This window comes from Rhizobium sullae (assembly GCF_900169785.1).
Lineage (GTDB): Bacteria > Pseudomonadota > Alphaproteobacteria > Rhizobiales > Rhizobiaceae > Rhizobium > Rhizobium sullae.
Map to the genome: position 1 here is coordinate 20,197 of NZ_FWER01000045.1, position 18,319 is coordinate 38,515.

17 protein-coding genes and 2 pseudogenes are annotated in these 18,319 nt (G+C 61.3%); 8 read left to right on the top strand and 11 right to left on the bottom strand.

The features are described from left to right. Nucleotides 1–18 precede the first annotated feature (18 nt). From BN1800_RS28940 to BN1800_RS28955, 4 genes are all read right to left on the bottom strand, one after another. A complete protein-coding gene (locus BN1800_RS28940; protein WP_087002405.1) occupies nt 19–984 on the bottom strand; it encodes a PDR/VanB family oxidoreductase in 966 nt (321 codons plus the stop codon). After that, nucleotides 981–1,586 carry a dimethylamine monooxygenase subunit DmmA family protein gene (locus BN1800_RS28945; protein ID WP_087002407.1) on the bottom strand — a complete coding sequence of 202 codons (606 nt, stop codon included), beginning with the start codon at nt 1,584–1,586 and terminating at the stop codon, nt 981–983. Before BN1800_RS28945 ends, BN1800_RS28940 begins: the two co-directional genes overlap by 4 nt. Before the next feature lie 10 nt (nt 1,587–1,596). Then, nucleotides 1,597–2,730: an aminomethyl transferase family protein gene (locus BN1800_RS28950; protein WP_087002409.1), complete on the bottom strand. Its 1,134-nt coding sequence runs from the start codon at nt 2,728–2,730 to the stop codon at nt 1,597–1,599. A gap of 77 nt (nt 2,731–2,807) precedes the next feature. Further along, on the bottom strand, nt 2,808–3,209 hold the full coding sequence (locus BN1800_RS28955; protein WP_087002412.1) for a hypothetical protein: 402 nt from the start codon (nt 3,207–3,209) through the stop codon (nt 2,808–2,810). Nucleotides 3,210–3,238: 29 nt separating this feature from the next. Here BN1800_RS28955 and BN1800_RS28960 point away from each other — a divergent pair, with 29 nt between their 5' ends. Genes BN1800_RS28960 through BN1800_RS28985 form a run of 6 tightly spaced genes read left to right on the top strand, consistent with a single transcriptional unit; the run spans nt 3,239 to nt 9,667 of the window. Then, a complete protein-coding gene (locus BN1800_RS28960) occupies nt 3,239–4,249 on the top strand; it encodes a LacI family DNA-binding transcriptional regulator (protein ID WP_087002414.1) in 1,011 nt (336 codons plus the stop codon). A 24-nt stretch (nt 4,250–4,273) separates the two neighbouring features. Continuing rightward, nucleotides 4,274–5,551: an ABC transporter substrate-binding protein gene (locus BN1800_RS28965; protein ID WP_087002416.1), complete on the top strand. Its 1,278-nt coding sequence runs from the start codon at nt 4,274–4,276 to the stop codon at nt 5,549–5,551. Between the two features lie 60 nt (nt 5,552–5,611). Continuing rightward, a complete protein-coding gene (locus BN1800_RS28970; protein ID WP_087002418.1) occupies nt 5,612–6,463 on the top strand; it encodes a carbohydrate ABC transporter permease in 852 nt (283 codons plus the stop codon). Further along, nucleotides 6,460–7,290, top strand: coding sequence for a carbohydrate ABC transporter permease (locus BN1800_RS28975; RefSeq protein ID WP_087002420.1), 831 nt, complete (start codon nt 6,460–6,462; stop codon nt 7,288–7,290). Before BN1800_RS28970 ends, BN1800_RS28975 begins: the two co-directional genes overlap by 4 nt. Nucleotides 7,291–7,303: 13 nt before the next feature. Continuing rightward, entirely contained in the window at nt 7,304–8,362 is a 1,059-nt protein-coding gene (locus tag BN1800_RS28980; RefSeq protein WP_087002422.1) for an ABC transporter ATP-binding protein, read from the top strand. A gap of 21 nt (nt 8,363–8,383) precedes the next feature. Next, complete coding sequence (locus BN1800_RS28985; RefSeq protein WP_087002424.1) at nt 8,384–9,667, top strand: MGH1-like glycoside hydrolase domain-containing protein; 1,284 nt, start codon at nt 8,384–8,386, stop codon at nt 9,665–9,667. Nucleotides 9,668–9,989: 322 nt separating this feature from the next. Here BN1800_RS28985 and BN1800_RS28990 read toward each other — a convergent pair whose 3' ends face one another. After that, nucleotides 9,990–11,183 (bottom strand): RNA-guided endonuclease InsQ/TnpB family protein, encoded by a 1,194-nt coding sequence (locus tag BN1800_RS28990; RefSeq protein ID WP_087002426.1) that lies wholly within the window; start codon nt 11,181–11,183, stop codon nt 9,990–9,992. Nucleotides 11,184–11,258: 75 nt separating this feature from the next. Between BN1800_RS28990 and BN1800_RS42910 the strand changes: the two are divergent. Both BN1800_RS42910 and BN1800_RS42915 read left to right on the top strand, forming a co-directional pair. Further along, nucleotides 11,259–11,450 (top strand): annotated as a pseudogene (locus BN1800_RS42910) (IS200/IS605 family transposase); the annotation flags it as partial. Nucleotides 11,451–11,507: 57 nt separating this feature from the next. Further along, nucleotides 11,508–11,702, top strand: a pseudogene (locus BN1800_RS42915) (type II toxin-antitoxin system RelE/ParE family toxin); the annotation flags it as partial. 120 nt (nt 11,703–11,822) lie between these two features. Here the strand turns inward: BN1800_RS42915 and BN1800_RS29005 are convergent. The 6 genes from BN1800_RS29005 to BN1800_RS29030 form a co-directional block, all read right to left on the bottom strand. Next, nucleotides 11,823–13,025 carry an MFS transporter gene (locus BN1800_RS29005; protein WP_087002427.1) on the bottom strand — a complete coding sequence of 401 codons (1,203 nt, stop codon included), beginning with the start codon at nt 13,023–13,025 and terminating at the stop codon, nt 11,823–11,825. A 284-nt stretch (nt 13,026–13,309) separates the two neighbouring features. Further along, nucleotides 13,310–13,750, bottom strand: a complete 441-nt coding sequence (locus BN1800_RS29010; RefSeq protein WP_087002428.1) for a type II toxin-antitoxin system VapC family toxin — start codon at nt 13,748–13,750, stop codon at nt 13,310–13,312. Further along, complete coding sequence (locus BN1800_RS29015) at nt 13,750–13,989, bottom strand: FitA-like ribbon-helix-helix domain-containing protein (RefSeq protein ID WP_027512918.1); 240 nt, start codon at nt 13,987–13,989, stop codon at nt 13,750–13,752. The genes BN1800_RS29010 and BN1800_RS29015 overlap by 1 nt, the downstream gene beginning before the upstream one ends. Nucleotides 13,990–14,125: 136 nt before the next feature. After that, nucleotides 14,126–15,562: a M81 family metallopeptidase gene (locus BN1800_RS29020; RefSeq protein ID WP_087002430.1), complete on the bottom strand. Its 1,437-nt coding sequence runs from the start codon at nt 15,560–15,562 to the stop codon at nt 14,126–14,128. 24 nt (nt 15,563–15,586) lie between these two features. Beyond that, nucleotides 15,587–17,503 (bottom strand): beta-N-acetylhexosaminidase, encoded by a 1,917-nt coding sequence (locus tag BN1800_RS29025; protein ID WP_087002432.1) that lies wholly within the window; start codon nt 17,501–17,503, stop codon nt 15,587–15,589. A gap of 27 nt (nt 17,504–17,530) precedes the next feature. Further along, entirely contained in the window at nt 17,531–18,307 is a 777-nt protein-coding gene (locus tag BN1800_RS29030; RefSeq protein WP_027512915.1) for an SDR family oxidoreductase, read from the bottom strand. Between the last annotated feature and the right edge of the window lie 12 nt (nt 18,308–18,319).

Sequence of the window (18,319 nt, forward strand, 5' to 3'; positions counted from 1 at the left end):
GTTCCGCTTTCAGTGCCGCTAGAGGTCGAGATGCAGCGTTTTCCCCTCGAAGCGGGAGACGCAGATCATGACCTTGCGGCCGGCCAATTTTTCCTCATCGGTCAGGTAGACGTCGTGATGCAGCAGCTTGCCATCGCAGGTGACGACCCCCGTCTCGCACTGACCGCAGGCACCACCTCGACAGAGGAAAGACGCATCGACGCCCGCCGCTTCGATGGCCTCCAGCATGCTTTCGTGATGGCCGACCCTCACGGTCTTGCCGGAGCGCACGAGCTCGACGGTGAAGGGCTTGCCCGGCAACGAGGAAAGGAAGCGTTCCGAATGCAGGTTCTGCTCCGGCCAGCCGGCCTCTATCCCGGCCCTTAAAACGCCGTCGATCATCCCGGATGGGCCGCAGACATAAAGATGCGTGCCGAGCGGCTGGCTGTCGAGCAGGCGGCCGAGCGGCATCGTCATGTCTTCGGCGTCGCAGTAGATCTTGATCCGTTGCGAGCCGTAGCGCTCGACCAGTTCCTTCCAATAGGCACCGCGATCGCGCGTGCGCACAGCATAATGCAGCTCGAAACTGGCCCCTTCGCGGGTGAACTGCTCCATCATGGCGATGAAGGGGGTTATGCCGATACCGCCGGCGATCAGTAGATGCTTGCGGCCGCGCCAATCCGGCTGGAAAAGGTTGACCGGATAGCTGACCTTCAGCTCGTCGCCTTCCTTGACCCTCTCATGCATGAAGGTGGAGCCGCCGCGCGAATCCTCGACATGCAGCACACTGATCTCATAAGCCGCGCAGTCGTGCGGTGGCGACATCAGCGAATAGGCGTTGCGGCGCACATGGCCGTCATCATTCATTGAGACAATGATATGCGCACCACCGGAGAAATATGGCATCGGCTTGCCGTCCAGCCGCTCGAAGCGGAAGCGCTTGATGCGCTCGGCCACTGGCGTAACCTTCGTCACGCGGACGGGAACTTCAGTACCACCACTCAAAGGAACAACTCCTCTGGATCGGGCGCGCTGCCCGGCTCTTCCGCATCGATGTTGACTCCCTGAAAGGCACCAAGCCGTCGCGAATAATGATCACGCACCAGAAGCGTCAGTGCGCAATGGCTGCAGGTGAAGGGGCTCGCCGTCACATCGTCAGTGATCCCCTTGCAATGCACGCACTGGACGCGCCGCGCCAGCGAGCCGCGATGTTCGGTGATGATAGAGGCGTGATCCATGCCGTGTTCGAGGCCCACCATCATTGCCTGCCCGATGAAACCTTCCGTTCCCGCGATATAGAGGCGCGCGCCCATGTGGGCGGTTGCCAGCAATCCCTTCAGCCGGAAAAGGAGCGTCGCAATCGTCGGCGCGGTCCAGAAGACATCTGTACCAAGGCTAAGTAGCGCCGTGTCATGGCACTGGCCCTTCGACCCGCGCGCGACATAGAGGACTTCGCTCCGTGACCGGATCGTTTCGTCGAGGGCCGGTTTCTGGTCGACGAGCGCGGTCGCGCCTTCACCCTCGAGCGCGAAGATATGCCGCTTGGCATGCGGCTCGATGTTCAGACCTTTGTAGACCGGACGGCTCTTGATGCCTGCAACGAGCATGGCGCGCTCCCTAACCTAAGGCGGTCCGCTTCTTCTTTTCCGGATCGTCAAAGGGAAGCGTATGGGCGCTGGCCATGGCCTTCACGCTCTTGCCGCGCACTTCGAGTTTCGTGCCGTCCACAGCCCTGTCGACGTCGAGTCGAGCGATCGCCATCGATTTCTTCGTCAGCGACGAATAGCTCGGGCAGGTGATGACGCCGACCTTTTGGCCGTCGGCCCAGACCTCATCGCCGAGATCGGCCGGGCCATCGGCATCGATCAGCATGCCGAAGATCTTGAAGCGCTCCTTGCCTTTGAGGCGCGCGTGCTCCTCGGCACCGCGGAAGCCGGTCTTGCCGGGACTGACGGTGAAATCGAGGCCAAGTTCCCAGAGGCTGTCGCCGGGCGGCTGATCGGCAAAAGGATACATCTGCGAATTATCATAGGGGTAAAAGAGTAAATAGCTTTCGACCCGCAGCATGTCGAGCACGCTGAAGCAGCAGGGAATGATGCCCATATCCTTGCCCTCTTCGACGACCCGATCCCAGACCATGACAGCATCCTGGCCGCGCACGAAGATCTCGTAGCCGCGCTCACCGGTATAGCCGGTGCGCGAGATCATCACCGGGGCGCCGAAGAGCGTCGTTTGCATATGGTGGAAATATTTGAGGTCGCGGATGCCGGGCACATATTTGGCGAGGTAGTCCACCGCCAAAGGACCCTGGAGCGAGAGATCATGCAGATCGTCGTCGAAGAGCACCGCACAATTGCGGCCAGCCGCCTGCTTGACGACCTCCTCGTGACCGGATCCGGAGCCATGCACCAGCATCCAGGAATTCGGGCCTGTGCGGTAGACGATGCAATCGTCGGTGAAATGACCGCTGTCATTGAGCATTGTGGCATAGACCGAGCGGCCGGGATAGATCTTCGTCATGTCGCGGGTGGTGACGTAGTCAAGTACAGCAATGGCATGGGGGCCGACTAAGTGCACCTTTTTTAGGCCGGAGACATCCATGATGCCGGCCTTGGTGCGGACGGCGACGTGCTCTTCCGACATGTCCTTCTCATAGGACCAAGCGGTTCCCATTCCGCTCCAGTCCTCAAGCTTCGATCCGAGAGCGCGATGCCGATCCGCCAAGGCGGAGAAACGCCAAGATAAAGCCATTCTTGTTCCCTCTTATTTCTTCTACGGAATATTTGTTTCCTGACTATAGTCGTCTTTTGCGTCGTGGCAAGCCGCTCCTACGGCATTCGATTCAAAACTTTTTGGGGAACACGCGCCCGCGGGGCAACGGTGTTGGACACTTTGAGCGCCGTTGCGGCGTAGTAGTTTGGGCGGAAGTCGAACAGAGGGATGCCGAGCTTTCTCGCCTTATCGCATCTTGCTGACAATGCCACGGCGATGGGTTCGAGCGGCTGCGCGCCCGGCCAAGAAAGAAGATCCCTGCGCTCAACTGCGCGTGAATTCCAGCCGACCGACACCATGATTGTCCGCTGCGCGTAGCGCTGCAAGCGACGCGCGCGCAGGCGGGCCCCGTTGGCGCGAAGCCGAGCCAGGACGTCTGTCTGCGCTGCCTCAACACCTTCATATCGATGTCCTTTTCCAAAACGTTTTGGCTTGATCTCCAAAACGTTTTGGTTCATATTGGCGCTGTATCTGGGAGGATACAGCAGTGTCTAACCTGAAACAGCTGGCCCAGTCGCTCGGTCTGTCGATCACCACGGTATCGCGCGCACTCGACGGCTATCCGGACGTATCGCCGGCAACCCGCGAACGCGTGCGGGAAGCGGCAGCGCTTACCGGTTATCGTCCCAATGCCTCTGCACGACGCCTGCGCAAACAGCGCGCTGAACTTGTCGCCGTCACACTCCCGAGTGATCCGGGTCACATCGGCCCGCCGCACTTTCTCGATATGCTCTCCGGCTGCGCCGAACATCTGGCCACAGCCGGCCTCAATCTTGTGATTGCCCCCGTACCGCGCGGCGAGAGCGAGCTCGACATGTGCCGCCGTTTCGTCGACGGGCAAAGGGTTGACGCCATGCTGCTCGTGCGCACGAAGCGCAGGGACGAGCGCGTGGAATTCCTGCAGGCGCGGGGCATTCCGTTCGTCACCAACGGCCGGACCGAGTCTGTCGTGCCGCATCCCTATCTCGACGGCGACGGTTTTGCCGGATTTCAAGCGGCAAGCCTTCGCTTTCATGCCGAGGGTCATCGCCGGATCGCTCATATCGCCGGCCCGCAGGACTATTACTTTGCCCATGTCCGCCGCATGGGCTGGCAGGCAGCCATGGAAGAAAGCGGCCTATCAACGGAACTTTGCGCCGAAGGCGCCCCGACCGAGCAGGGCGGATACCTGGCGGCGCTGGAATTGCTGCGCCATCCCCGTCGGCCAACCGCGATCGTCTGCGCGACAGATGAAATGGCGATCGGTGCTTTGCGGGCGCTTCGCGAAATTAAGGGCGGGGAGACGATCAGCATCGTCGGCCACGACGATCTGCCAACGGGCGCTTTTGCCAGCCCGCCGCTCTCCACTATGCGCATGGCAGGCGAGAACCTGGGCCGCAGCTTTGCCTCGCTGCTGCTTCGCGCCATTGCAGGCGAGCCTTCGGAAGAACTTCAGGAACTGCACCCGATCGAATTCGTCGACCGCGAGAGCCATCGGCGTGCGCCGCCAAATGCATAGAGAAGAACCAAAGAGGAGGAGAAAATGAAACATCTAGCGTCACTTGGAATTCTGGCATCGACCGTCCTTTTGGCCGCAACGCCGGTGCTTGCCGACACTGTATTCCTGTCCACGCAGCTTCGCCCGATCGCAGAAGCGACCGTGGTTCGCGAAGAGTTGCTCAAGGGCGTTCAGAACCCGGTCGACTACGTGGTCGAGGAGCCGCCGCAATTTGCCGTCCGCATGGAGGCCGAGCGCCAGGCCGGCGCGCACACGATCAGCCTGGTCGGCGCTTTGCATGGCGAACTGTCGCCGCTTGCCGACAAGGACGGACTTGAGCCGCTCGACGATGTCGCCAAGGCGCTCGCCTCGAAAGGCATGCCGCAGCCTCTGCTCGATCTCGGCAAGCTCGGCAAGTCCAGCCAGCAATATATCCCCTGGATGCAGGCGACCTATGTCATGGCCGCCAGGAAGGATGCCCTGCAATACCTTCCCCAGGGCGCTGATGTGAACAAGCTCACCTACGATCAACTGATCGAATGGGGCAAGAAGATGCAGGAAACAACCGGCCAGCCGCAGATCGGCTTTCCAGCCGGGCCAAAGGGACTGATGTCCCGCTTCTTCCAGGGCTACTTCTATCCGTCTTTCACGGGCGGCGTGGTGCGGCCGTTCCAAAATGCCGATGCCGCAGCCGGCTGGGAAAAGCTGAAGGAGCTCTGGGCCGTCGTCAATCCGAACTCCACCAATTACGACTTCATGCAGGAGCCGCTGCTTGCCGGCGAAGTCATGGTCGCCTGGGATCACGTTGCCCGCCTCAAGGAGGCGATTTCATCGGAGCCTGACCAGTATGTCGTCTTCCCGGCACCAGCTGGACCGAAAGGCCGTGGCTACATGCCCGTTGTCGCCGGTCTCGCCGTTCCGAAGGGCGCGCCCGACAAGGCTGGCGCAATCGCCGTCATCGAACACCTGACGACGCTCGACACCCAATTGCTCACCGCGCAGAAGGTCGGCTTCTTCCCGACGCTCGATGCCAAGCTGCCCTCCGACATCGATCCCGGCGTCGGCCTGCTGGCGGCTGCCGTCAACGCGACCCAGAGCTCGCCAGACGCGCTGATCTCGCTGCTTCCGGTCGGCCTTGGCGACAAGGGCGGCGAGTTCAACAAGGTCTATATGGACAGCTTTCAGCGCATCATCCTGCAGAACGAAGCCGTCGGCGACGTCCTGAAGGCGCAAGGAGCAACGCTTGCGAAGCTGATGAGCGACACGAAAGCCCCGTGCTGGGCGCCGGATGCCAAGAGCGACGGAGCCTGCCCTGTCGAATGAGCTTTGGCCCGGACGCCTTGTGTCCGGGCCTCTTCCTGGAAAGTCGCGAGGCGAAAGCCAATGCCGAACAACCGCCCCTGGATCCCCTATCTGCTGATCTTGCCCTCGGTGGCGTTCCTGGCGCTGCTCTTCGTCGTGCCGCTCGTGCAGACGATCTGGCTTGCCGTCTCCGACAATGGCATGCCGTCGCCTGCCAATGTCCAGCGTATGATCGGCGACCTCAATTTCACGCGCTCGGTTCAAAACACGTTTCTTCTGACGCTTGCCGTCGTGCCGGTGCAGATCGTCATTGCACTCGCCATGGGGACGATGGTCGCGAAAGTGGCGGCCGGTCGGGAAACGATCCTATGGATCTGGACCATTCCGCTTGGCATTTCCGATCTTGCCGCCGGTCTCGTCTGGCTGTCGATCCTGCAAAACAGCGGCTATCTCAATTCCTTCCTCTACGGCCTCGGCATCATCGAGCGGCAGGCGAGTTGGCTTTCCTACCAGACGCCATTCGCACTTTTTCTCGGCATAGCCGCCGCAGAGATATGGCGGGGAACGGCGATCGTGATGGTCATCATCGTTGCCGGCCTCAACCAGGTGCCGAAGGAATACCGGGAAGCGGCAGAGATCTTCGGCGCGGGTCCCTGGACGCGCTTTTACCGCATCACCCTGCCACTCATCCGGCCCGCGCTGCAGTCAGCGCTCATCCTGCGCACCGTATTGGCCTTCGAGGTTTTCGCCGTCGTCTATGCTCTTGGCGGCCGCAATTTTCCGGTGCTGGTTGGCGAGGCCTACAACTGGCAGAACCAGAACCAGAACTATGGCGTTGCCGCAGCCTACGCGGTTCTCATCATGCTGATCTCGCTTGCGGCCACCATGTTCTATCTGAAGGCGATCAGGGTCGATCCGGAGCGTCTTCCATGAGCACGATCGGCACCGCAAGCTTCGTGTCGTCCCGCCGCATTCTGCTGTGGAGCGGGATCGCCGTCCTCTGTGCCTGGGTTCTGGTGCCGATCTATCTGATCGCGCTCGGCGCCTTCGGCGGACGCAGTGCCGTCTACCTCTGGCCGAAGACCGGCCTGCCGACAGGCCTTTCCTTCGAGCCCTTCCTGCTTTTCCTGAGGACGGAAGGAGTTCTCGGCTCCTTCCTGAACTCACTTGGAGCCGCGGCGATCACGGTTGCCCTTTCCCTGCTTCTTGGAGCGCCCGCAGGCTATGCGCTGGCACGCTATAATTTTCACGGCAAGGATTCCTTCCGGCTCATGGTTCTTTTGACCCGCGCCTTTCCTTTGGCAATCCTTGCGCTTCCGCTCACCGTTTCCTTCATCCGTCTCGGCCTCTACGACACGGTCACTGGCGTCGGTCTCGTCCATACCGTCCTTGCCCTGCCTTTCGCGGTTCTTGTGACACAAGGCATCTTTCTCGGCGTTCCGAGAGAGCTCGAGGAAGCGGCATGGGTCTTCGGCTGCTCGCGTATCCAGGCGTTCTTCAAGATTGTCGCTCCCCTTGCCCTTCCGGGTATCGCAGCGACCGCCGTCTTTGCCTTCGTCATCTCCTGGAATGAGGTCTTTGCCGCTTCCGTGCTCACCGTCCGAAACCGGACGCTGACGGCTTACCTGCTGACCGTGTTGGCGGAAAGCCCGATGCATTACCGCTTTGCAGGCGGCCTCATGCTCATCCTGCCATCCGTGGTCTTCATCTTCGCGGTCAGGCGCTACCTCTTCGCGATCTGGGGCATTTCATCCAAGTAACGGGAACAGCTTCATGGCCAACATCGTAATCGACGGCATCCGGAAGAATTTCGGCGCCTTCCAGGCACTGAAGGAGGTCTCGCTGACGGTCAACGACGGCGAGTTCGTTTCACTTCTCGGCCCTTCCGGCTGCGGAAAGACGACGCTCCTGCGCATCATTGCCGGTCTTGAATCCGAAAGTGCCGGCGACATTCGGATCGGCGATCGCTCGGTGGTCGGGCTTCAGCCGAGGGACCGCGGCCTTGCCATGGTTTTCCAGAACTATGCCGTCTTCCCGCATATGACCGTCTTTGAGAATGTCGCCTTCGGCCTCAGGATGCAGAAGGCCGAAGAGGGGCGTGTCAGGCAGCAGGTCGAAAAAGCGGCAGCTCTCCTCCATATCGAGCCATATCTCGACCGCTATCCGAACAAGCTGTCGGGCGGCCAGCGCCAGCGCGTGGCCGTTGCGCGGGCGCTTGCCGTCGAGCCGAAGGTTCTGTTGATGGACGAGCCGCTTTCCAATCTCGATGCGCTGCTGCGCCTGGAAATGCGCACGGAGCTGAAGACCGTTCTCCAATCTTCCGGCACGACGACGATCTATGTGACGCACGACCAGACCGAGGCGATGGGCCTTTCGGACCGGATCGCCGTCATGCACGACGGCGAGATCGAGCAGGTTGGCCATCCCGTCGACATCTACAATCATCCCGCCACGCGGTTCGTCGGGGGCTTCATCGGCAATCCGCCGATGAATTTCATCCGCATGCCGGTGACGGACGGGCACGTGATCGCGGGCAGCGAGCGCTTCTCGGTGCCGCCGGAATCCGGGCGCGAGATCGTCCTCGGGATGCGCGGCGAAGCCGTCGTGCTTGCGCCGCCGTCAGAAGGATTTCAAATGCGCGTACGCGTCGCCGAGCCGATGGGTTCGCATCTACTTTTGACAGGATTGATCGAGAACCAGCCCGTTCGCGTCATCCTGCCGGCTGCCGAAAAGGTCGCAAGCGGCGACGTCATCGGCCTGAAACTCGATCCCGCGCGCATCTCTTGGCTCGCCCCCGATAGCGGCAAGGCCTATCTGGCGACCGCTGCCTGACGAATATCTGGAGTAAATGGCATGACGAAATACATCGATGAAGCCAAGGCGATTTTGGCGGCGAACGATCGTGGTGGCTACACCGTTCCGACCGACCGGCTTTATCCCTTTCAGTGGAACTGGGATTCGGCCTTCGTAGCCATGGGGTTTGCCGCCTACGACATCGATCGCGCCTATCGTGAGCTCGAACGCCTGGCCGAGGGACAATGGGCCGACGGCATGATCCCGCACATCGTATTTCATCAGCCGAGCGACAGCTATTTCCCAGGGCCTGACGTCTGGCGCACGGATCATGTCATCCCAACCTCCGGTATCACGCAGCCGCCGGTCTTCGCGATGGCTCTTCGGCAGATTTACGAAACGGCGGTGGCAACGGGCTCCGTCGCAGAGGAGAGAACCCTGGCGCTCTACGAAACTGCCCTGAAGTGGCACCGGTGGTGGTACCGTGCGCGTGATCCGGAAGGCACCGGTCTTGTCGCCCTATTGCATCCGTGGGAAAGCGGCAGCGACAACTCACCCGCCTGGGATATCGCGCTTGCCCGCGTGCCGACCGTCACACAAACCGTAGTCGTTCGAAAGGACACAGGCCATGTGGACCCAGCGATGCGCCCCCGCGACGAGGACTATAACCGATTCATCCACCTTCTTGACACCTATGCGGACTGCGGATGGGATCCGGCTAGGCAATGGCAAAGAGCCGAGTTCAAGATCGCGGATGTCCAGACCAGCGCGATCCTCCTCAAGGCCGGCGAAGACCTGCAATATCTTGCCGGCGTGCTCGGGCGCGGAGACGAAGGCGACGAGATCGCAGCGCTGAACGAGCGCACGCGGCAGGCCCTGAAGGCGCAGTGGCGTCCTCATTTTTCGCGTTTCGTCTCGCGCGATCTGCTTGCCAGCCAGGATGTCGCCGCTGCCACGCAGGCCGGCTTCATTCCTCTTCTTGCGCTCGATCTTGATGAGGCGACAGCCGAAGCTGCAGGGGCGGAAATGCGAAAATGGTGCAGCGGTATGCAAGTCGCCTTCCCGACGACCGAGCCCGGATCCGCAAGTTTTGAGGCCAAGCGCTATTGGCGCGGCCCCGCCTGGGCGATCATCAACTGGCTCCTGATCAAGGGATTACATCGTAACGGCCAGGCAGGATTTGCAGAAGAATTGCGCCGCTCGACGATCAGCGCGATCGAGAAGGAAGGCTTTGCCGAGTATTTCGACCCGAAAACCGGCGAAGGATGCGGTGGGCTCGGATTCTCCTGGACGGCAGCGGCTTACATCGCGCTTGAAAGGGCGGACAGTTCCGCAATTGTATAGGAGCCACCACCACCAACTCCGAAATCCGGTGCCCGGTTGGAGGGGCTTAACGCGGCCGGGCGCTAATTGCTTCCAAGCTAGAGTTTAATGCGATTCTCCCCGAGTGCACGACTATGCCGCCCTATGCCACCGTTGTTGAGGGAGCGACGGGCCCGCCAGTCTGCGACGCCTATTCGATGACGTGCTGTGGTGCCGACGTCGCAGTTGAAGGGAACGCGGCTGTTCTTGCCAATTTTTGCCATTGCTGCGATGGTCGATGGTCCTCCGTATGAGCACGTTAACATCTTCCCCGCCGTGAAGGAGGGGATTTTCAGGGGCGGCTTTAGGCCGCCCTTTCGAGTCCTCGGCTCCCGCCGGAAGTCTCCGACGCCGCCGATGGCAGTGTTCCAGCCAGGAGTATGTTGACCGCCGCGTTGACGTCGGCGTGGTCTGCGTGTCCGCAGGAGAGGCAGAGGAACTTCGCTTGGTTTTCGCGGTTTGCCTTGTCTCTCGACCCACACTTTGAGCAGGTCACGGACGTGTATCTCGGATCGACCTTCACGACGGTTCCGCCGCGGAAGGCAAGCTTGTAAGTCAGCAACAGCTCGAAGCGGTACCACGCCGCCGCGAGGATCGAGCGATTGAGGCCAGCCTTCCGGGCGACGTTCTTGCCCGGCTCCTCGACGGTCCCTTTCGCCGAGGCGCTCATGTTCCTGATCTTCAGGTCCTCGAGGACGACTGTTCCGAAGCGCCGCGCGATGCGCGTCGTCGTCACGTGTTGCCAGTGCAGCCGTTGGCGCGCCGCCTTCGCCGCGATGCGCGCGGCGTGGCGTCTCGCCTTGGCCTGGCGCTTCGAACGGCTCTTGCGCCGTGAGGCGGTCCGCTGCCACGCCTTGTGGCGGTCGTCGAGGTTGGTCGGCGGCATCGCGTGCATCTCGCCGGTGGAGAGCGCTAAGGTGTTGACGATGCCCCGGTCGATGCCGACGGGCGGATTGTCGTTTGCCGGCGTCTCGTGTTCGAACGCGCAGGAAAAGACGATGTGCCATCCGTTGGCCTCGCGCACGACCGTGACGTTGCCGACCTCGCCCCTGATCGGGCGGGTGTAGCGGAACTTCACGGCGCCGATCTTCGGGAGCCGCACCCGCGCCCACTTCGCGTTCAGCACCTCGATTGCGCCGACGCGGCTCGACGGGAAGCGCAACGCGTCGTTGACGAACTTGCGCCGCGGCTTCGGGTACCGCGCCCGTCCGGCAAAGAAATTCTGGAACGCCTGGTTGAGGTCACGCAGCGCCTGTTGCTGCGCGTCGATCGGGCATTGTGCCACCCACGGCACCTCGGCGCGGATCGCCGTCAGCTCGCGCGCCTGGGACGGGTAGGAGATGGCCTTTCCCTCGGCCTTCCTGAACTGCCGCCAGAAGGAGGATCGCTGCTCAAGGGCGATGTTGTAGACGAGGCGCACGACGCCGCAGCAGCGGGCGAAGAATTCCGCTGTCTGCTGGTCGGCGTAAATCCTGTACTTGTAGGCGCGGTTCGTCATGCCATGGTTGTATCAATTGGCCGGCGGCATTTGCAATACGGAGTATCGCACGGGAAGACATCGTGTTTTGCGTTGCACGTTCATTTGGTCCAGCTGTCGAAGCTCGTCAACAGTCTCAAGGGCGTGTCGAGCCGACTGCGGGAAGCGAGGCCGGAAGTGGCGGGGCGCTCCTTCAAGGGCGTGTTGTGGTCGCCGTCATATTTCGCCGCGTCATGCGGCGGCGCGCCTTTGGACATTATCCGCCAGTATGTCGAGACCCAAAGGTCGCGCGCTTCCTCCCCGCCCTTGAAGGACGGCATTTCCGCGCGCGGTTCCGATGATCTGATCACCAGCCATCCGGTGGCCGGATCATTGCGGTCTGCATACGAGTTGGGACTACCTGACGTGCGGAGCGTTTCGATGAAGCGATATCCCTATCTCATCCTTAATCATGACCGGCCAGATCATGTCGACGTATGGCGTGTGCTTCATGCTAAACGCGACATTCAGCAGTGGATGCAGTGGCCGGACAACCATTGAATTCGAACGGTTCCGCAGCTATGGGACCTTGAAAATTTGCGAAAGATCGGCCGTCGCCGTCTTTGTTTGATCATCGTTGGCTTAGGACCTGCTTTCTTTATCCCGACGGTAGTCGTGCCATCAAACAGCTCGAAGTCTGGTGTTGCAGTACATCAAAAGCCCAATACCGCTGATTCCAAAGAGCGCTCCGATAATCGACGTCCCCGAATAGGTCGTGATGAAACTGCCGATGGCGAAGACGAGCGCGCTCACGCCCGCGCTGAGAAAGATGTTGACGGAGATCAAGGCGCTACCAAGGCCTGGTCGCTCTGCAATGAGATCCTGGAGGTAGGTGATGGGGATGCTGATCAGCGCTGCCGCGCCAATGCCGCTGATGACCGTCAGGGCGTAAACGTGCCAGCGCTCTGAAGCAAGGCCGAGCAGCAACAGGTAGGCGGCGTATATGATCGTGCCGGTTACCAGTGCCGTAACCTGACCCGTCTGCTTGAGAATCCGCGCCCATGCGATGATGAAGACGATCTCAAGGACAGCGACAACGCCGACGATAATGCCGACATCGGCCAATGTGCCGCGAGCGGCGTCGGTGACGATCAAGGGTAGGATCGCGTCGTTGATGTGGAGCGTGCTCGTGATGAGGGCCACGGCAATCACGCGCGCAAGGATTCTGGGCGAAATCACCTCGCCAAGCGCTGCGAGATGAGAAAGGTGATGTGTCGCCGCCTTGTCCGTACCCTTTTGGCGCGGCGGGAACCGACTGATCAGGCCGAAGCAGCAAATGCACGAGATGCAGGCGAAAAGATAAGCCGGCAGCATGCTAGCAGATTCGGAAAGCAAGACGCCTGTGACGCCTGGCACGAGCACCCAGGAAAGGGAAATCATTGACCGGATGCCGGAGTTGACTGTCGCGATGTCCGTGCCGGACATGCCCCTGGTCGCCGCCCGTGCGTTGGCAAACAAAAGCGAGTTCAAAGAACCGTAGACCGGCAGGAGCAGAAGGACGCTGAGAACGAAAATGCCCTGAGATGGAAAGATATAGATTGCCCCATATCCCGCAATTCCGAATGCGGCCGCGAGGAACATCATGGAACGATATTCGCCAAGTCGGTCGGCGAGATTGCCGAGTAGGATGCTGACGATGACGTTGACCGCAGCGGCGGCAAAAATGAGTGCCGAGTACAGGCCGTTCGAAAGGCCGAGCTCGCGGATAGCGACGACCGACCGGTAAGGTCCCGTCGCGGCGCTTGCAAACCCGAAAGTGAAGATCGCAATCATGCTGACGCGGATAGCGGGACTGCGGAAGACGTCGGGAAAGAGACGGTGCATGGTGGTCCGGATAAAAAAGAGAGGCAGGCGGCGGATGTTAGCCTTTGTCCGGGGCCCGAAACGAAAGACAATCAGTCATGCCAGCGCGCTGAAAAGCACGCCTGCCGTTGTCGTCGAACTTGCGGCCGACCGGTCGCGTCCGGCGAACAATGGCAAAATGAACCTTGATCTTCAAATCCGCGAAATTCTCGGCGATAAAGGCGGGGTTTAGGATCAGACATTGCACATCAGCTCCTCCGACCAGTTCGTCTTATGCCGCGTTGGTCCTCGTCTGTTCGCATGATTCAGTGTGCGCCGCTCTGGATGGTTGCCAGCGAGACGCACGACCTTGCCATCTCATTTGATGCGCGCTCGGTGATCACCCGCAGCAGCCGTTCATCTGCCGTCACGAACCTCGACCTCGTTTGGGCCGCTGCCGCCAAGTAGGCGCAATCATATGCCGGGTGCGAAAGTTCGATTGCAAGTCTCGTTGCCCGCTCCAGTAAGCCGGTCACCGAGAGGACCGCTATTCCGGAGCGTTCAAGCAACCGCGCTGCAAGGACTGCTTCATCATGCATAAGCTCACCGCGTTGTGTCTTCTTCCAGAGAATGTTGGCGCATTCCGGAATGAGAAGCTCCGGGGCAGCAAACCTGAACCGCGAGCGCAGATCGACGGCGGCGTGAGTGCCCTCTTCCTCCACGACCCATTTTATCGCGATACTGGCATCGATAATCAGCGTCTCCATTACCGCTCGTCTCGGTCTTCGCGTAGGAGCACCTCGGAGGGTGTCTGTTTGCGTGAGGCCGTCAGCTTCCGCAGTTCGGCCGCGAGATCGTCGAAATCAGGTTCGGACTCGTTTGCCAGCGCCTGGCGCAGGATCTCCCGATGCTCGGCTTCCGCCGAGCGGCCGTGGCGGGCGGCGCGCATCTTCAGCTTCGCGATCAGGTCATCATCAAGATTGCGTACATGCAGGTTTCCGGCCATCGATATGGCTCCAATGCTATCATTGAGGGCAATGATAGCAGGCCCGTCATGTCCGCGCAATCACGGGAAGGAAGGGGAAGAAAGGATCTTAAATAGACGTCAAACGACATAAAAGGCAGGCGCGAAATGAAAGACATCAGTCCTGCCAACGCGCCGAAAGACGCGCCTGCGGTTGGTAGTCGAATTTGCGGTCGAGCGGGAAGACCGGTCGCGTTCGGCGACGGCTGGCAAGACGTTCGATGTCCTGGTTCACGACGCCCTCGGTCAGCGCCATGAGGTTCGGATTGGCAATCGGCGCAAGCTCGGGCGAAAGATAGCCCGATTTCACGACGAGCAGTCGAACCGATCGGAGATCGAGCCCCAGCCGCGTGAAATCCGCGATGTTGTGATACGGACGCCTGCTGGCGGCAAGAACCACCGTCACACCGCCGGCCCTCACCACTGCCTGGCGTTCGGCCTCGGGGCCGGGATCGTCGAGCCGGATCACCTCGGCTTCGATGCGAACGGGAAAGCTCGCTGGATCGAGACTGCCGCCGATTGAGAGCGGCACGGTCGCTCCCTTGCCGGCTGCAAAGCAGGCCTCGACGGCCGGCCGGTCGGTGATGCCGGCAAAAAGCGTGTTTTCGAACTTGCGGGAAAGGACGGCGCTTAGGACATCGGCTCGGTCGCCCACGCCGCCGCCGGTCGGATTGTCAGCGGAATCGGCGAGAATGACCGGTGCGGTCTTCATATCTGCTGCGATGTCGAGCATGTCGTCGAGTGGACCGGTGACCGGTCCGAAGCGGAAGTCCTCGCGGGCATTCCAATAGGAAAGGGCGATCTCCTCTGCGGCTTTTGCGGCAGCAGCTTTGTCCGAGCCTGTCACCACGGCGCAGGCCGTCGCCCTGGGCTCGTCGGCCCAGACATAGCCGATCATAAGATTGGCATCGAGAACGCCGTCGCGGCCGTCGAACTCAGCAAGCGCGTGATAGAGGTCCTTTGCCGGCTCATCTTCTGTTGAAGTCCGCTCGCCTGGCCACAGTACGGGCACCGACGCCCAGGCCACGCCCGGCCGGTTCCCGCTCTTCAGCGCGACGACGAGCATCGACCAGGCGCGTGCCATGGTCTCGCGCACATCGATATGCGGCGCCGTGCGGTAGGCTGCGAAAATATCGAGCTGGTCGACGATTTTCTGGCTGACATTCCCATGCAGATCGTAGCTCGCAGCGACGACGCAGTCTGGACCGACGACGGCGCGGGCCGCCGAAATCCAGTCGCCTTCGGCATCATCCAGTCCCTCGACATTCATCGCCCCGTGCATGGCGAGATAGAGACCGTCAAGCGGCATGGACGCTTGCAGCCGGTCGAGGAACTCCGTCTTGAACGCTTCGTAGGCGGCGCGCGACACCGGCCCGCCGGGAATGGCACGCGCATGAAGCAGCGGGAGGGGGTCGATCCCTTCCGCCTTCAGGAAGCTGAAATAGTCGGATACGAGAAGGTCTGCCCCGCGCAGGACGCGAAAATCCTCGATCGCCATCAGCACCGGCGAGTATGTGCTGCATTCCGTATGAATTCCGCCGACTGCAATCCGCATCGCTACCGTCCTGGAGTTTCGGGCCTAGAGTTTCGGGCTCAGCGGGACGATGGCCGCAAAGCGGTCCCAGTCCTTCTTGGCCTTCGGGGTCCATGCCGCCTCGGCGATCGCCGGAAGGCGCGGAAACACCAGGCGGTTGAAGTAGCCGCGCGACAGGAAGTGTTCGGACCAGATGCAGGCCTGCACGCCTTTCATCTTGTCGGTGAGCTCCTCGGGAAATGCGCCTTCTGCTTCATAGGCATAGGTGTGTGCCGGCGGTACCGTTCCTGCCCAGCTCGCCCCCGGCTCCTGGAAGGCTTCTGCCTGCACCATGTCCAGATAATAGGCCTGGCCGGGCGTCATGACGACGTCGTAGCCCTCTCGGGCGAGATCGATACCCACCTGCGGATTTTCCCAGGCCATCAGCAGCGTGTCTTTCGCTGCAACCCCGCCGCCGTGGGCCACCTCATTCCAGCCGGCGAGCTTGCGCCCGCGCGCCGCCAACATGTCCTTGACGCGTTTCAGGAAATAGGACTGCAGGCCGAATGTGCCGGAAATGCCTTCCTCGGCCATCAGCTTCTTTGCCAGCGGAGAGGCAAGCCATGACCCGTTTGCCACTTCGTCGCCGCCCACATGGATGTAGGAAGAAGGGAAGAGCTCGACCATCTCGTCGAAGACCCTTTCCAGGAATTCATAGGTGAGCGGCACGGCCGGATTCAAGGCATTGTTCGGATAGCCCTGAACGGAATGATAGCTGTCCGGCGCCTCCTGGCCATCGGTCAGTTCGGGAAGAGCGGCCAGCGTTGCGGCATTGTGGCCGGGAATATCGATCTCCGGCACGACCTCGACGTTCAAGGTCTGAGCATGGGCAACGATGTCACGGATATCGTCCTGCGAGTAGAAGCCGCCGACCGGCTCGGCGCCGTTGCCGAGCTGCGGCAACAACGGCTCGTCCGGGCCGCGCAGAACCCCGGTTGTGGTCAGCTGCGGATAAGCCTTGATCTCCAGCCGCCAGGCCTCGTCGTCGGTCAGGTGCCAATGAAAGATATTGAGCTTGAACCAGGCAAGGATATCGATCAGCCGTTTGACGTCGGCGACGGGATAGAACTGGCGCGATACGTCGAGATGGCAGCCGCGCCAGCCATAGCGCGGCTTGTCGGAGATGCTGCCGGAGATCGGGAAGCGGAACTTGCCCTTGGTCGTGCGCGCGCCGTTGAGCAATTGCGCAAGCGAGGTCAGGCCGTACTGGCGCCCGGCTGCATCGGAATAGGAAAGCGTGACCTTGTCGGAGGCAAAGGTCAGCCGGTAACTCTCCGCACCGAGCAAAGCCTGGCGATCGAGAACCAGCGCCCGGCCCTGCGGAGATGGCGTCAGGCTGAAGACGGAATGGTCGCTCTCAAAGAGGCGGCGCGAAAGGGAAATTACCGTCGAGATCGAAAGCAGCTCGTCGGAGCTTGCCCCTTCCGGATAAAGCACGACCGGAAAGCTGTCGCCTGGCTTGGCATCGATTTCTGCCGGCCAGGGCTGAAGCGCGAAGGGAACGTCAACGCGGCCCTCCGGCAGCAGCACCGGCGGCGGCTCGCTCACGCGGCCTTCAAGAAGCAGATCGGACACGGCGACGGCGGCATGCGTGCCGTCGGCCAAGGTCAGATAAGCGGACTTTGCCCCGTCCGTGCAATGCTGCGCCTTGCGGTGAAGGCCGGAGACCGTGAAGGTCCAGCTTTGCCCGGGTGCGATGCTGAGCCCCGCAGGCGGCGAAAATTCGTGGAAGTTCGCGTTCCGGCGCAGGAACCGGGCGTTTTCGCAGGCTGCGGGGTCGCTCACGCGCGTCAAGGACGTATAGACGAGCCTGAAGCCGGAAAGCGGGCTTTCGCAGAGGTTGAAGAGCGTAAAGGTGAAACGGCCGTTCGGTCCGCCGTCCGGGGTCCAGCTGTTTTCCAAGCGATAGTAAACCGGCTTCATGTCCTGTTCCTCTCTTTGATTATGGCTTCAGTAATGGTCGGATTGCGAGAAGGTGCGGGCAAGCTCCGCCTGGCCCGCCGTCAGGCCGCAATCAACGGGCAGGCAAACCCCGCTGATGGCCGCCGCCTGCGGTCCGGCCAGAAAGGCGACGGCATTGGCCACATCCGTCGGGTCGACGACCCGCTGAAGCGGATACCATCGCCGTGCCTCCTCGAAAACGTTGGGATTGGCAGCCGCGCGCGCTTCCCAGGCCCGGGTTCTGACCGTGCCGGGGGCGACCGCATTGGAGCGGATGCCAAACTTGCCGTATTCGACGGCAACCAGCCGCGTGAAGTGGATAAGACCCGCTTTTGCCGCGCTATAGGCCGGATGCCCGAAGACGTTCATGCCGTTGACGGAGGCGATGTTGATGACCGAGCCTTTTGACGCCTTCAGCATGTCTTCGACGGCGCGAAAGCATAAGAATGCGGCTTCGAGGTTGAGCGCATTGTCCATGCGCCAGATGGCAGGCGTGGTATCGTGAAGGCTGACGGCACGTGCCGCGCCGGCATTGTTGACGAGCGTTCGCAATTGTCCGAGCTCCGCACAGCGCCTTGCAAGATCAGAAACGCTCGTCTCGCTCGTGACGTCGCATCCGGCTGCAACGAAGCGGCTCTGCGCACCAAGCGTGGCCGCAACGGCCGCGGCCGCCTCAAGATCGATGTCGGCGAGGAGGACAATGTCATGGTCATCGGCGAGTCTAGCGGCGATAGCAGCGCCGATGTCTCCAGCAGCTCCCGTCACGATAGCGACCGATTGCGTCATGCTTCATGCTCC

Coding starts and splice junctions, on each gene's coding strand:
- BN1800_RS28955 (WP_087002412.1), bottom strand. CDS start 3,209: ATGAACCAAAACGTTTTGGAGATCAAGCCAAAACGTTTTGGAAAAGGA.
- BN1800_RS29015 (WP_027512918.1), bottom strand. CDS start 13,989: ATGGCCGGAAACCTGCATGTACGCAATCTTGATGATGACCTGATCGCG.
- BN1800_RS29010 (WP_087002428.1), bottom strand. CDS start 13,750: ATGGAGACGCTGATTATCGATGCCAGTATCGCGATAAAATGGGTCGTG.
- BN1800_RS28965 (WP_087002416.1), top strand. CDS start 4,274: ATGAAACATCTAGCGTCACTTGGAATTCTGGCATCGACCGTCCTTTTG.
- BN1800_RS28975 (WP_087002420.1), top strand. CDS start 6,460: ATGAGCACGATCGGCACCGCAAGCTTCGTGTCGTCCCGCCGCATTCTG.
- BN1800_RS29030 (WP_027512915.1), bottom strand. CDS start 18,307: ATGACGCAATCGGTCGCTATCGTGACGGGAGCTGCTGGAGACATCGGC.
- BN1800_RS28990 (WP_087002426.1), bottom strand. CDS start 11,183: ATGACGAACCGCGCCTACAAGTACAGGATTTACGCCGACCAGCAGACA.
- BN1800_RS28985 (WP_087002424.1), top strand. CDS start 8,384: ATGACGAAATACATCGATGAAGCCAAGGCGATTTTGGCGGCGAACGAT.
- BN1800_RS28970 (WP_087002418.1), top strand. CDS start 5,612: ATGCCGAACAACCGCCCCTGGATCCCCTATCTGCTGATCTTGCCCTCG.
- BN1800_RS29025 (WP_087002432.1), bottom strand. CDS start 17,503: ATGAAGCCGGTTTACTATCGCTTGGAAAACAGCTGGACCCCGGACGGC.
- BN1800_RS28980 (WP_087002422.1), top strand. CDS start 7,304: ATGGCCAACATCGTAATCGACGGCATCCGGAAGAATTTCGGCGCCTTC.
- BN1800_RS29005 (WP_087002427.1), bottom strand. CDS start 13,025: ATGCACCGTCTCTTTCCCGACGTCTTCCGCAGTCCCGCTATCCGCGTC.
- BN1800_RS29020 (WP_087002430.1), bottom strand. CDS start 15,562: ATGCGGATTGCAGTCGGCGGAATTCATACGGAATGCAGCACATACTCG.
- BN1800_RS28945 (WP_087002407.1), bottom strand. CDS start 1,586: ATGCTCGTTGCAGGCATCAAGAGCCGTCCGGTCTACAAAGGTCTGAAC.
- BN1800_RS28950 (WP_087002409.1), bottom strand. CDS start 2,730: ATGGCTTTATCTTGGCGTTTCTCCGCCTTGGCGGATCGGCATCGCGCT.